The sequence below is a fragment of the Nocardiopsis gilva YIM 90087 genome, from assembly GCF_002263495.1.
Taxonomy (GTDB): domain Bacteria; phylum Actinomycetota; class Actinomycetes; order Streptosporangiales; family Streptosporangiaceae; genus Nocardiopsis_C; species Nocardiopsis_C gilva.
The window spans coordinates 3,127,782-3,140,881 of sequence record NZ_CP022753.1 but is presented as its reverse complement, the minus strand read 5'-3'; the positions used below and the strand labels follow the sequence as shown (position 1 = coordinate 3,140,881).

10 protein-coding genes and 1 pseudogene are annotated in these 13,100 nt (G+C 70.3%); 5 read left to right on the top strand and 6 right to left on the bottom strand.

From position 1 onward, the window contains the following. The first annotated feature begins 30 nt into the window (after nt 1-30). From CDO52_RS14310 to CDO52_RS14295, 4 genes are all read left to right on the top strand, one after another. Nucleotides 31-129 carry a SapB/AmfS family lanthipeptide gene (locus CDO52_RS14310; protein WP_017621160.1) on the top strand — a complete coding sequence of 33 codons (99 nt, stop codon included), beginning with the start codon at nt 31-33 and terminating at the stop codon, nt 127-129. Nucleotides 130-504: 375 nt separating this feature from the next. Next, nucleotides 505-3,180, top strand: a complete 2,676-nt coding sequence (lanKC, locus tag CDO52_RS14305; RefSeq protein ID WP_017621161.1) for a class III lanthionine synthetase LanKC — start codon at nt 505-507, stop codon at nt 3,178-3,180. 174 nt (nt 3,181-3,354) lie between these two features. Further along, nucleotides 3,355-3,489 carry a SapB/AmfS family lanthipeptide gene (locus CDO52_RS14300; protein WP_017621162.1) on the top strand — a complete coding sequence of 45 codons (135 nt, stop codon included), beginning with the start codon at nt 3,355-3,357 and terminating at the stop codon, nt 3,487-3,489. Nucleotides 3,490-3,624: 135 nt separating this feature from the next. Further along, complete coding sequence (locus tag CDO52_RS14295) at nt 3,625-4,284, top strand: alpha-ketoglutarate-dependent dioxygenase AlkB family protein (protein WP_017621163.1); 660 nt, start codon at nt 3,625-3,627, stop codon at nt 4,282-4,284. A gap of 63 nt (nt 4,285-4,347) precedes the next feature. Here CDO52_RS14295 and CDO52_RS14290 read toward each other — a convergent pair whose 3' ends face one another. The 5 genes and pseudogenes from CDO52_RS14290 to CDO52_RS14270 all read right to left on the bottom strand — a co-directional run bounded on the left by CDO52_RS14290 (nt 4,348) and on the right by CDO52_RS14270 (nt 11,715). Then, entirely contained in the window at nt 4,348-5,502 is a 1,155-nt protein-coding gene (locus CDO52_RS14290) for a carboxylate-amine ligase (RefSeq protein WP_152471855.1), read from the bottom strand. 429 nt (nt 5,503-5,931) lie between these two features. After that, nucleotides 5,932-6,636: a malonate decarboxylase holo-ACP synthase gene (locus CDO52_RS14285; protein WP_017621165.1), complete on the bottom strand. Its 705-nt coding sequence runs from the start codon at nt 6,634-6,636 to the stop codon at nt 5,932-5,934. A gap of 316 nt (nt 6,637-6,952) precedes the next feature. Next, nucleotides 6,953-8,644, bottom strand: coding sequence for a biotin-independent malonate decarboxylase subunit beta (locus CDO52_RS14280; protein ID WP_094932832.1), 1,692 nt, complete (start codon nt 8,642-8,644; stop codon nt 6,953-6,955). 80 nt (nt 8,645-8,724) lie between these two features. Then, a pseudogene (locus CDO52_RS14275) lies at nt 8,725-9,761 on the bottom strand (triphosphoribosyl-dephospho-CoA synthase). A gap of 154 nt (nt 9,762-9,915) precedes the next feature. Beyond that, nucleotides 9,916-11,715 carry a hypothetical protein gene (locus tag CDO52_RS14270; protein WP_094932441.1) on the bottom strand — a complete coding sequence of 600 codons (1,800 nt, stop codon included), beginning with the start codon at nt 11,713-11,715 and terminating at the stop codon, nt 9,916-9,918. Between the two features lie 118 nt (nt 11,716-11,833). On the opposite strand from CDO52_RS14270, the gene CDO52_RS14265 reads away from it, so the two are divergent. After that, on the top strand, nt 11,834-12,049 hold the full coding sequence (locus tag CDO52_RS14265) for a helix-turn-helix domain-containing protein (protein ID WP_017621167.1): 216 nt from the start codon (nt 11,834-11,836) through the stop codon (nt 12,047-12,049). Nucleotides 12,050-12,071: 22 nt separating this feature from the next. On the opposite strand, the gene CDO52_RS14260 is transcribed toward CDO52_RS14265, so the two are convergent. Then, entirely contained in the window at nt 12,072-13,049 is a 978-nt protein-coding gene (locus tag CDO52_RS14260) for an EamA family transporter (protein WP_017621168.1), read from the bottom strand. Nucleotides 13,050-13,100: the final 51 nt, after the last annotated feature.

Sequence of the window (13,100 nt, the reverse complement as noted above, 5' to 3'; positions counted from 1 at the left end):
GAGTTCTCCGGCCGAACGAAAGGATTCACCATGTCCTACATCCTCGACCTGCAGTCCATGGAAACGCCTGTCGCCGAGAGCGCCGACCAGGCCTACAGCGTGAGCTACCTCAGCCTCCTGCTGTGCTGATCAGGGGGAACCACGGCTCCTGAGCCACCGTGCGAAGAACGCGTCCGCTCACGGAGCCGATCCACACCTTCCGGGGGTGCGGGTGCGCGGCACCCGCGCCCCCACCATTATGTCGAAACATGGCATTTCGCCGAAGTGGCAACATATTTCAAGAATACATACAGAACGACACGGCGAGAAGTATAAATCCGGATTAACTTCATCTTATATTGCCATTTTCCGCCACAAAATAACATTGCACCACCATTCCCCCGATTCCAAAGTGGCCGAATGCGGCCAAACGGATGATTTAATTCCACCCTTGACACAAGATTTCAAACAACTAGACTTTATTAAGGCCAGCCGATCGCACGGTGCTTCCCCCGCGGGTGGACAATGAAGCTCGACTATTTCCAGTACTGTCTCGACGATCGTCTCTTCTACGACGATCCTGGCAATCGAAAGACAGATTGCACCCCTTACACCTGCCCCCCGACTCCCAGTAACGAATCGTGGTCGATCAGCGCCGAATATCCGTGGATCCACTACATTCGACAGGACGACGAGCTCCCACCCCAAGGCTGGAAGATCCACGTCTCAGCGAACCTGGAATCTCCACAGAAGGTCCTGGACATCACGTCGGACTACTGTTTCTCCACTGGAATTTCCTTCAAGTTCCTGGCCCATGAAGGAGCTTTCCTCGCACAGAACCACAAGTACGCCGACCGTTCCGGGAGTGGCAAATTCATTACTATCTACCCACCATCGGACGTTGAGCTGCACGCCGCACTTAACGAACTCTCCCCGAGACTGCACGGACTCGGCGGCCCCTACATCCTCAGCGATCTCCGCTGGAAAGACGGCCCGCTCTACGTCCGATACGGCGGTTTCCAATTCCGGCACGTCCGGAATGAATGGGGTGAATCGGTTCCGGCGATCGAGGACCCCGAAGGGCGGCTCTGTCCGGACCGCCGCGCTCCGGTGTTCTCCTGCCCCGACTGGGTAGATCCGCCGGAATTCCTCCGCCCCCTCCTGGAAGAACGGCGCGACAGCGAACCGCCCGCGGATTTCCCTTACGTGATCCGCTCGGCTCTGCACTTCTCCAACGGCGGCGGCATCTACCTAGCTGACGACCAAAAGAGCGGCACGAAGGTCGTCCTCAAGGAGGCACGCCCGCACGCGGCGCTCGATCCGGCCGGTCGCGACGCCATCACACGGCTGCGGCACGAGTACGACATGCTGACCGAACTCGCCGACATCGACGTGGTCATCGACGTTCACGGACGGTTCACGGTCTGGGAACACGAGTTCCTCGTCCAGGAGTACGCACAGGGGGGCACCCTCAACAGCGAAGTCGTCCGACGCCACCCGCTTATCCGCCCCGAACCCGACTCGGCCGCGAAGGCCGACTTCACGCGCTGGGCCCTGGACATCACCGCACAGGTCGAGCGAGCGGTCGAGCAGCTGCACGAGCGGGGCATCGCGTTCGGTGACCTCCATCCCGGCAACGTGCTGCTCCGCGACGACGGCCGCATCGCCCTCGCCGACTTCGAACTCGCGACCCGAGGGGAAGAGGGCGCGCGCATCGGCCTCGGTGCCCCCGCCTTCACACCGCCTGACCGCCGCGGGGCCTTCGCGACGGACCGCTATGCGCTGGGCTGCGTGAAGATCGCACCGTTCCTGCCGCTGACCATGCTGTGCGCGCTCGACACGGGCAAGGCACGGACACTGGTCGAGACCGTTGAGGAACTCTTTCCCGTCCCCGCCACCTGGGGCCGGGACGTGCTCGCCGACCTCGACGTCGGCCCCTCTCCCTGGGCCGGAATGCCGGAGCAGATGGCGCGCTCCGCCGCCCTCATTTCGGGTGAAGGTCACCGACGACCACATCCGCGTGAGCGGAGACCGGAGGAGCCGGAGCGCCCTGACTGGCCAGCGATCGAGGCCTCCATCGCTCGTGCCATCCGAGCGAGTTCCACTGCTGAGCGCACCGACCGCCTCTTCCCCGGCGACGTCGAGCAGTTCACCACCTCCGGGCTCGGCCTGGCCCACGGCGCCGCCGGAGTACTTTATGCCCTCTCTGTCTCTGGACACAGCCGCCACACCGAGCCGGAGGAATGGAAGACCTGGGTGGAGTGGATAGTGCGCCGCGTCCGCGCGCAGCGTCCCCCGCACCGGCTCGGCTTCTACGACGGCCTGCACGGCATCGCCTACGCCCTGGAGAAGATCGGCCTCCGAGACGAAGCCCTCGAAACACTAGAGACAGCAGCCCACGGCGAGGACAGGACGACCCTGGCCGATGGTCTCTTCAGCGGGCTCAGCGGGATCGCGCTCAATCGGCTGCACTTCTTTCGTCGGCTCGGCGACCGCAGTCTGCTCGACACGGCAGTGAACGACGCACAGTTGCTCGCGGACCGGCTCGCCCAAGGACCGGCGCACGGTGCGGGGCACAAGCGCGGCGGTCGGGGACCGGCCGGACTGATTCGAGGTCCCTCCGGCAGCGCACTGCTCTTTATCCACCTGCACCGGGAGACGGGCGACCACGGATACCTCGACTTGGCGCAACAGGCCCTGGAACAGGACCTGCGCGCCTGTGCCCACAATGAGGCCGACGACACCCTGGGCGTCGACGAAGGGCACCGCACCATGCCCTATGTCGCCGACGGCTCGGCTGGCATCGGCTTGGTCATCGATGAGTTCCTGCGACACCGGGACAATCCAACCTTCACAACTGCCCTGGCGCGGATCCGCCGCGCGGCAGAGCCTGAGTTGGCCGTGTTCCCGATGCTCTTCCAGGGCAACGCCGGATTGCTCGGCCTTCTCACCCACCTGCGGCGGCCGGAGACGCGCGACGAGCGGCTGGAGGAGCTCATAGCGATGAAACGCGACCGGCTGCGCTGGCACATGGTCGGCCTGCGTGGCGAGATCGCCTTCCCTGGCGACCAGCTGCTACGGCTCTCGATGGACCTCGCGACCGGCAGCGCCGGAATCCTCCTCGCGCTGGCCACGGTCCGCGACGACCGTGTCCCGATCCTCCCCTTCCTCACGCGCGCCGCCCGTTCCCCCGACGGGTAAGGCACCCCCGAGACCCGACCATCCCCGTCAAGGAAAGGAGCATCCGCCCCGGGCTCGGCGGCGATCAGCGCACCGGCCACATCGAACCAAAGCACCATCTCGGGCCCGGGTTCTCCCGGCCCCTTAACACCCGACAGCGTCGGGGACGCCCCCGGCAGAACGGAGTGGATCACCATGTCCTACATTCTTGACCTGCAGTCGATGGAAGGTCCTGTTACCGAGAATGGTGACCAGCCCATGCAGGAGAGTCGGCTCAGCGTGATCACCTGCGGCGGGCTAAGTCAGTTAAGCGCGCTACTGTGCGACTAGTCGGTGCGCGCACCGACGGCCCACATCCGGGGCGCGGGTGCCGAGCACCCGTGCCCCGCCGATGTCCCTCCATCCATGTCACCAGGCACATGGCGGCGACGTGCGCCGGATGTGTCGCGCTGGCAGAGTGAACACATGAGCGATGCGCTGTTCGCGGTCCCGGCGGAGCCCGTGGAGGTCTCCCCCGGCGCGGTGCATGTTCCCGGCTGGCTGAGCACGGAGACCCAGCGCAGGCTCGTCGAACTGTGCCGCGAGTGGTCGCGCGGGCCCGCTGGGATGCGGCGGCACCGGATGCCGCGCGGGGGCATGATGAGCGTGCGGATGGTGTCGCTGGGCTGGCACTGGGAGCCCTACCGGTACTCCAGGACGCTGCCCGACGGTGAGCCCGTGGCGCCGTTCCCGTCCCTGCTGGGTGAGCTCGCCCGCGCGGGCGTGGCCGATGCCTATGGCGCGCCCCTGGCCTCCGGCACCCCCGACTACGACGTCGCCCTGGTCAACTACTACGACGCCGACGCGAAGATGGGCATGCACCAGGACCGCGAGGAGCAGGCCGATGTCCCGGTCGTCTCGCTGAACCTCGGCGACGCGTGCGTCTTCCGCTTCGGCAACACCGAAAACCGCAGTCGCCCCTACACCGACGTGGAACTGCGCGGCGGCGACCTGTTCGTGTTCGGCGGCCCGTCGCGGATGGCCTACCACGGCGTGCCGCGCATCCTGCCGGGCACCGCCGACCCGGATGTCGGCTTGGCGAAGGGGCGGCTCAACATCACCATCCGCGCGTCCGGGCTGGAGTAGGGCCGCCCCGTCGACGGGCGTGCGTCCGGTTCTCTCGGTCCGGCCGACCCGAAGCTCGCGTGCTCAGCCCTCCACGGCCGCCAGGCCGTGGCGCGTCTGACGGACCAGCAGGTCCACCACATCGGTGAGCCGCCCGCGCCGGGCGTAGGCGGCGCGCTGCCGGTGGGCACCGGACCCCACGGCCAGCAGCCGGGCAAGCAACCGTCCGGCGAAGTCGGCGTCAGCGGACACCAGTCCCTGCTGGGCCTGCTCCAGCATCTGGTGGGCGAGACGGCGAGCGGGGACGAGCTCGCGGCGGAAGGGGTCGAAGGCCTCGCCCTCCAGCCCGTCGTGGGCCGAACGCCACACCGAGAGCCGCAGCGTCTGGTCGCTGGGCTCCGGTGCCGACCGCCCATCGGCCACGTGCCGCAGGGCCACCACTGTCAGACCCCGCACCAGCAGCGCGATCAGCACCGCCTCCTCCGCCGTGCTCGTCGCGTCCACCGCGCGCAGTTCGACCGTGGGCAGGTGCGCGGAGAGCCGGACGTCCCAGTAGACCATGTGCCGGTCCAGCATCGCGCCGGAGATCAGCATGTCGTCGACGGCACGGTCGTATTCGGCGGCCGACCGCATCACAGGGGGCGGCCCGGCCGAGGGCTGCATCGCCCAGGCGATCGCGCGCCAGCTCGCGTGCCCGGTATCGCGGCCGAGGCGGAACGGGGAGTTGGCGCCGAGTGCGACGAGCACCGGTGCCCAGGCCCGCAGGTGGTTGGCGACGTGCACGGCCGTTTCCCGGTCGGCGATGCCGACGTGGATATGGCAGCCGCACACGGCGCGTGCGTCGCGCATCGCGCCGTAGCTCGCGACGATTCTGGTATAGCGATCGTTCTCGGTGACCGGTGCGCAGGCCGCATCACCGATCACCGCCGTGCCGGTAGCGGCGATGTGCAGCCCGTGATCGCGTGCCGCCTCGGCCAGGGACTGGCGGGCCGCGACCAGGTGACCGTAGAGTTCCCGGCCGGTTCGGCACACGGGTGTCGCGGTCTCGACCTGGACCTGGGTGATCTCGGCGCTGACCGTGGATCCGCGTCGGCCTCCGCAACATCGCGTGCGGGCGCCCGACAGCACCTCGGGGGCACGCGACCGAGCCTGGTAGGTGGCGGCGTCGATGACGAAGAACTCCTCCTCCGCGCCGATCGTCGGCCCGGATGGCGCTCCGTCCGCCCTGGTGATTGTCATCGGAACGGCCTGCTGAGTCGGGATGACGGGCGTGCCGCCCCCCGGCGCGGTGGAGAGATCCGCGCTGCGGTCGACTCGATCTCGGGCGGTACCGGATTCGTCCATCGGGTGTCCCTCGTCATCGAGAGTAAAAAGGGGCGAACGTAGTGATACCCACCCGTAGGTATCACCCGAACTCTCCGGAATGTCCAGATACCCGGCCCCCAGCGGATCCCGCGTGGGCTGCCGGGCCCTCCGCCTCCCCAGATGCGGATCGCGTGCGCCGACCGAAGGCGAGGCCCGAACGGCGCCGCTCTGTTGACGGCGCTCCTCCCGATTCGACCGTCCTACGCCCCTGCGCGCAGGGCGATCGTGGAAAGCGCGGTGAAGATTGTTCCGCTCCGAGGCTCCATGTCCCCGGTGCGACTGATGTCCGTTCCGGTTTCCGTTCTACCTTCCCTCCCGCGGTCGTGTCACGCGGGCCGACGAGGTCGGATCCGCGGGATACGGCCAGGGGTCCTCGACCATCTGCGGCGGGGAGCCGTCCAGGGGCCGCAGCAGCACCGGGCCGCCGCGCGCGTATTCGACCAGGGCGAACGCACCTTCGGTGGAGCACAGCTGGACATCGACGCGGACCGGGAGCGCGCGCAGGTCCGCCAGCAGTGTCGCCGCCCGCAGTAGCGGGAGCGGTTCGCGGGGGCGGATGACGATGTCCAGGTCGCTTCCGGGCAGGGTGACGGGGAGGCCGGTGACGATCTCGAACCCGGCGCTGCCGCCGATTCCCCAGCTGGGGACGTGGCGGCGCAGGATCATGTCGAGCCGCGTGAGCGCACCGAGCGCGGGCACGGCCGCCTTGCGCTCGTCGGGCAATCGCGGGTGCGAGCGAGCCGCCTGTTCGGGGGTGAACCGCTCGACGACCGCGGACTCCGGCAGGAAGGCGGCGACGCGGTCGGCCCGCCGGACACCGCGGATACCGACCGGGATCCGCCCGGCCGCGGCGATCCCGCGCCGCACCACCACCCACGGCACATCGCGCAGCACCGACACGGCCCACATCGGCAGCTCCAGCTCCGGTCCCTCGGGCAGAACCGCGCCCGGGTCATCGAAGCGGAGCAGATCGTGCGGGCGGGCTCCGGAGAATACGGCGGGGTCCATGCCCCGACATCCCGCGCCCAGCTGCTCGTCGCCAACCACTCGATAGCCTCCCCCGTGGTCCATCCCCGCGTCAGCGGGTCACTCAGCACACGTGCCGCAGCACCGGTACGGTTCATCCCGAATGCAGGGGGACGTGATGATATGCCCCATCTCACCGCCCCGCGGTCGCCCGGCCCACTCCCCGCGTTCGCCGGACTGCGAGGGTGCGCCGCGCGCAGTACGAATCTTTCACCTCCGCTTGACCCCGAGATGACGCAACGTGAGTGGAATGCTACCCCCAGCACCGTTCACGTGGCCAGAGTGAGATTTTCGGTCATCAGTGATCCCATGTCTCGGCGAGACGGCGGCGCACATCCAGGGATGCCGCGCGGTTCCGCCGGGCCTCGGCCGAGCACAGCCGTACTGACAAACCCGCGGGCGCGGAGCGCGCGTCGGCGACGGCGTCCTCCAGGGCCGCGCGGACCGTGGCGGTTCCGACGGTGTCGGCGCCGGGGGCGTCGCCGTCGACACCGGTGACGAGCCGGTGCACGGCGCCCAGCGCGGCGAAGGAACGCACATCGTAGGCGGTGGACGGGACCTCGCGAGCGATCGCGTCGAGCTCGGGGAGGGTCCGCCGGGTCAGGCGGGCGGTCGACTCCTTCGACATCGCCTGGATCACCACCGCAGGGTCGTCGAGCGCGACGATGCGGTCGGCCTGCAGGCCGTGGGCGAGGAATCCGCCGGAGATCGCATGGCCGACGACCAAGGCGACAACGGGGTGTCCGGCGTGGCGGGCGCCGGCGTAGGCGTCGACGGCCGCGGCCAGGGCCTGGTGGATGCCGTGCACTTCCTCGCGGTAGCCGTAGGCCTGGCTGGGGGTGTCCACGATCGCGACGATGGCCCGCTTCTCCTCGGTGGGAAGCGCGGCGTCGGCCCGCACCGCCGCGCGGACGCGTGCGGCCAGGGCCAGCCCCTCATCGAGACCGACCTCCCCGGCGCGGGCGCGCGGCCAGCGCGCGTCGGGATCGGGGACGACCGCCAGGAATCGGGCCGCGCGACCGGCCAGCTCGCCATCGGCCGCCAGAACCGATGCCGGGCCCTCGGCCGATGCGGTGACCGGAGCGCCGGTCAGCGCCGCGATCCAGACGCCGCCGCGGCGGTCCTTGGCGGCCGCTTCGGTGTCGGCGGTCCCGGCCGGGCCCGCGGCGGTGTCGGGGCGAGCGTCCTCGCCCGGCGCGCACCCGGCGAGCCGCTCGGTGAACTCGGCGACGCGGGCGCTGCGGTGGGCGGACGCGTCGGGCGCGGTGGCGGCACAGGCGGAACGGACCGCCGCGCGCATCTCCCCCGTGTCGTCGTCGACGAGCGCGTCGGCGAATCCGTCCGCCGTCCGTCGCCGCCCGCCGACGGTGCGCAGGATCAGGTCGCGGTCGGCCGCGTCGAGTTCGCTCACCCCGGCCTCCTCCTCGATGACCTGGGGGCCGTTGAGGCCGAGCCGTCCCTGCGCGGTCATGATCAACCGGGTGCACAGCCCCGCCGCGATGGCCATGCCGCCGAAGCAGCCGATCCTGCCGCTGATGACGCCGACGACCGGGGCGTGTCGTCGCAGGTCGACGATGGCGGCGTGGATATCGGCGACGGCGAGCAGCCCCAGGTTGGACTCCTGCAGGCGGATACCGCCGGTCTCCAGGAGCAGGACGGTGCGGACGGTGCCACCGGCCGCGGCGGCACGGGAGGCCAGCTCCAGCGCACCGGCGATCTTGGCGCCGCAGACCTCGCCGATGGCGCCGCCGAGGAACGTGCCGTCGAGCGACAGCACGACGGCGGGCGCTCCGTCGATCGCGCCGCGGGCGACCACCACGCCGTCGTCGGCCTGGGGAATGATGCCCTGGGGCGCCAGGTGCGGGGAGACGAGCCGATCGGCGGGGCCGAGGAGCTCGCGGAACGTCCCCGGGTCCAAGAGGGCACGGGCACGCTCGCGGGCGGTCAGGCCGGTGTAGGGCGTGCCCCCAGCGATCGGCGTGCGTCTCATGCGGTCCATCACCTCGACGTCGGAAGAGTGCGTGGGCGGTCCGGCGGGAACGGTGCCCCGTTCCCGGGAAGGGCGAGACGTCACCCGAGGGCGTCGCCGCGGCGTTCCCGCACGCCGCCGCCGCGCGCCGCTACGGGACCGACCGTGCGGGCCGGGTCGCCGATGTCCTCCATCTCGCCTCTCTCGTCCGCCTTGGTTGGCGCGGTCGCCTCCGGTCCGGTTGCCCGCTCCAGGAAGAGGGCCCCCGCCAGCAGGTCGGCCGAGCCGCCCGGGGACAACCTGTCGCGCCGCAGCGTGTCGTCCAACCGGGTGAACAGCTCATACCCGCTGGTGGTGGAGGTACCTCCGGCCTCCAGCACGTCGGCGGCCATGCGCTGCACCTCCCGCAGGGCCGCGATCCCGCCGCGGTGGGCCAGGCAGGTGTCGTCGAGCACGGCAAGCGCGCCGACCAGGGCGTTGATCCGGGCGTGCTCCTCGTCCAGCCCGGCGGCGCGGGAGATCCGCAGCACCGGCAGGACGCGCGACACCAGCGTGGGAAAGCCGTCGGCGGCCTCACCCCTGGCGCCACGCAGACCATAGCGGGCGAGCGCCCGCGCGCCGTGGGTGGGTGCGGCATAGCCGGTGACCGCGGGGTCGGGGATGCGGGCGATCCGGCCGGCGGTGCGGGCGATCTCGGGGGCGGGGGCGCCGTCGGCGTGCATGGCGGTCGCGGAGACGAGGAGCCCGAGCGCCCAGATCGCGCCGCGGTGGGTGTTCACGCCCCGGTGGCGGTCAGCATGTCCTCTTCGGCGCGGCGGCCCAGCGCGCCGAGCCGCCGTCGCAGCGCCTCGTCGGGGGCGCGGCCGTCGCATGCGGCGGCCATCAGGGCGAAGGCGGGGCGCAGCGCCTCGGCGGAGCGCTCCATCAGGCGCAGGTCCATGTCGGGGTGCGCGCCGCCACCGCGGCGATCGACCAGCCCCGGTTTGGGGGTGAGCGCGGCCTCCTCGACCAGCGCCCGCACGGCGTGGCCGGCGAGTCGGGCGGCGCGCGGGCCGGAGGCGGGATCGGGGCGCGCGTCGACGCTCGGGTCCGGCCCGGAGCGCGCACTGGTCTCCTGGGCCGGGTCGACGACGCTCATCCCCCATCCCCTCGCGTGGAGACCTCCGGATTCAGCCGCAGGAGGGAACCCGTCTCTCGCCTGAGTCTGTCAAAAGGCACGGCGATACCGGCCCGAAATCGGCACAATGATCCAAACGGGCTGCCCGCGACGAATGTCCGGTGACCGAGCGTGGTCAGCGCCGCAGGAGGTCGCGGACGTTGACGACGAGGAGGCCCGCCACCACGGCGATGATCGGCACCAGCAGGGTGATCCGCCAGTCCGCCATGAACGCCAGGATGATGCCGGTGACCGCTCCGGCCACCAGGGCGAGTATGGCCAGTCCGGCCAGGAAGGTGCGCAGCTTGCGGCGCGCGAAGCTGTCGAAGGCGGCGAACAGCAGGACCACGCCGATCATCACCGGGATGGTGTAGGGGCCGTGCATCAGGAGCATGGCGCCCAGCGCGGTGATGAGCAGCGGGGTGCTCAGCGCGACCCAGATGTGCACGAAGCGGGTGGTGCGCTGGTCCCCGGTGGCGTAGGGCAGGTGCGGGGAGCGCAGGTGCGCCGTGGGGCCGGCGATGACGGGCTCGTCGCTGTCCAGGGCCTTGGCGTGGGCGTCGCGCTCGTCGGCCTTGAGCGCGCGCTCGCGGTACAGGGCGGCGAGCTCGCGCTCCTCCTTCTCGATGAGGTCGCCGTACTCGCGTGTCCGAGCATGGGCGTGCGGGTCGCGGCGCAGGACGCATTGGGCGGCCGCCAGCCGACGGAGCCGGTCGCGGCGTTCGAGGATCTCGTCGTCGGCCTCGTCGATCCGGGTGTTGAGTTCTTTGAGGTGCGCGGTGAGTTCGAGGCGGGCCGCGGCATCGGTGGGGGCGACCTTCTGCAGGCCCACCCAGGCCAGCGGGTCGGCCCAGGAGTAGCGGACGGTGCCGTCGCGTTCGTAGCGGGGCCCGCTGGGCGCGCGCTCCCCGTCGAACCAGTCGCGGGTGTCGCGCCCCCACAGCCCGCGGAATCCGTGCACCCACGGGGTGTCGTCGTCGACGAGGACGGCGTCCCATTCGCGGTCGCCGCCGGGGCCCACGCGCACGCCGTCGCCGCGCGCGTAGTCGACGAAGGGGACGCCGATGCCGTGGCGTCCGGGTTGGGAGGTGTGCGGGAAGAGGCGGGCGGTGAAGTTGCGCCAGGCACGCACGACACCGCGCAGTGGGGCGGGGTCGACCTGGATGAGGTAGTCGCCGGGAAGCATCTGGTGGGAGTGCGAACCGGCGCCGACGTAGATGACGGGGTGGTCGTTTTCGCGGTTCAGGTCGGGGTCGTCCCAGCTGCGTCGCAGGTCGTCGCCGGTGTACTCGTGGGAGGAGGCGCCGACCCAGGCGGGTCTCACCGCGCCGTCGGGCGTCTCCACGACGTAGACGGTGACCTTCTCCCAGTCGGCCTCGTGGTCGTTGACGCCGCCGTAGATGGAGCGCCAGTCGTTCATGGCGTAGAAGAACCAGTACTGCAGCGCGATGTAGTCGCCATCGCGGACCACGCGCCCGTAGTAGGTGGCGTTTCCGGGGTCGACCTGCTCGCGGTAGCGGGTGACGGCCGCCGCGGCCAGGCCTCCGGGGACGGCGCCGCGGATGAGCAGCGAAAACTTGACCAGGACGTCGACGATGCGGCCGAAGACGCCGACCGCCGCCAACCGTCCGCTCTTCGGGATGCCGGGGCGGGCGGTGGAGCGGAACCGCCGCGCCTCGTCGCGCAGCGTGTCCTCCTGGACGAACCGGAGGTGCTTGTAGCGGCCGGGCCACTCCTCCTCCGCCCCGGCCAGCCGATCCAGGGTGAGCTGCCCGGCTGGGACGAGTTCGCGTTCCTTGCCTCCGTCGTCCTCGGCCCACAGGCTGCAAGTACGCACGTAGGCCGCGACGTCGGTGGGGAAGAAGAGTTCGCCCTTGGTGTAGCGCAGCACCGGCTCGAAGGCGCGGAGCAGCTCCAGATCAGTTCTCTCGCTCATGACTGCCCCCGACACTAGTGGATCTCTCCCCTCGTTTCGGTTCAAGTGCGGCGTCGTGGCGGGCGTTACGCCGGCGCGGCGCGACAGCGTTAGGTTTCCGTGTATGGAGGAGGAACGGATGACCCAGCTGGTGCAGTCCGCACGGGACGACGCGTCGCCGTTGACCGCGCTGATCGCGACCGTTCAACTGCGTGCCGAGGTCGAGCGGCTGCAGGCGGTGCACGTTCGGCGGGCCCGGTTGCAGGGCGCGACCTGGTCCGAGATCGCGACGATCCTCGGCATCAGCAAACAGGCCGTGCACAAGAAGTATGGGGGCAGCCGCCGGGAGAAGTGAGATGACACCGCCCGGCGGCGGCTCAGCGGTGGGAAATGTCCGGATGTGGCCGTTCGGCGGCGGCTGACGGAAGCGAGCGGTCCTCCCCCAGCACGCTCTGTTCGGGCAGGGGCGGCTCGGTGACGGCCGAGTCGCCGCGCGCCGCACCGATGCCGGCGATCACCACGAGCAGGATTCCGCCGAACTGCGCCCACCCCGGCGTCTGGTGGATGATCAGCATGCCCATGACCAGGCTGACGGCGGGGTCCAGACTGGCGAGGGTGCTGTAGGCGACCCGGCTTATCCGCTGCAGCACCACCATCTCCAGCAGGAACGGAACGATGGGGAACAGCAGCGCGATGCCCAGGGTGACCAGCAGCGCGTGCGGGCTGGGGTGGGCCACGACGTCGGGCACTCCGACGGGGGCGGTCAGGACCGCCGCGACGGTCATCGACAGCGCCAGCCCGTGCAGCGCGCGGAACGTGCCTCCCACCCGCTGGGTGAAGACGATGTAGAAGGCGAGGCAGACCGCCCCGCCCAGGCCGAAGGCCACGCCGGTGAGGTCGGCCTTTCCGTTCCACGGCTGGGTGAGGAACAGCACGCCCACGAGCGCGAAGACGATCCAGATGAACTCCCGGCCGCGGCGCATGGCCAGGACGGCGACGGCCAGGGGGCCGAGGAACTCGATCGCGGTGGCCGTCCCGAGGTCGATGCGCGCCGTCGCTTCGGAGTAAAGGGCCATCATCCCCGCACTCACTGTGCCCAGGATCACGACCGTAACCAGCTCATGTGTCGACGCAGCGCGGACCGCGGCCCACAGGGGGCGGCCGCTGAGGGCGATCAGGATCAGCGCGGCCCAGGACAGCCGGAGCCAGGTGACGCCGAGAGAGCCGACCTCGCCGAACAGGGTGACCGCCAGCGAGCTGCCCGTATGCAGCGCGAACATCCCGCACACGAAGAGGAGTGGGGCGGGAACGCGGGTCTGGGCACGACGCAGCAGGCCAGGAAACGAGATGATCACCCGACCATTGGATCTTCGGCCTATGTTTCTGTCCAGGGACCGATAGTGGAT

Bases quoted from the DNA above. Each gene is read 5' to 3' on its own strand.
- CDO52_RS14285 (WP_017621165.1), bottom strand. From the start codon at position 6,636: ATGGACCCCGCCGTATTCTCCGGAGCCCGCCCGCACGATCTGCTCCGC.
- CDO52_RS14295 (WP_017621163.1), top strand. From the start codon at position 3,625: ATGAGCGATGCGCTGTTCGCGGTCCCGGCGGAGCCCGTGGAGGTCTCC.
- CDO52_RS14300 (WP_017621162.1), top strand. From the start codon at position 3,355: ATGTCCTACATTCTTGACCTGCAGTCGATGGAAGGTCCTGTTACCGAG.
- CDO52_RS14290 (WP_152471855.1), bottom strand. From the start codon at position 5,502: ATGACAATCACCAGGGCGGACGGAGCGCCATCCGGGCCGACGATCGGC.
- CDO52_RS14280 (WP_094932832.1), bottom strand. From the start codon at position 8,644: ATGAGACGCACGCCGATCGCTGGGGGCACGCCCTACACCGGCCTGACC.
- CDO52_RS14265 (WP_017621167.1), top strand. From the start codon at position 11,834: ATGACCCAGCTGGTGCAGTCCGCACGGGACGACGCGTCGCCGTTGACC.
- CDO52_RS14270 (WP_094932441.1), bottom strand. From the start codon at position 11,715: ATGAGCGAGAGAACTGATCTGGAGCTGCTCCGCGCCTTCGAGCCGGTG.
- CDO52_RS14310 (WP_017621160.1), top strand. From the start codon at position 31: ATGTCCTACATCCTCGACCTGCAGTCCATGGAAACGCCTGTCGCCGAG.
- lanKC (WP_017621161.1), top strand. From the start codon at position 505: ATGAAGCTCGACTATTTCCAGTACTGTCTCGACGATCGTCTCTTCTAC.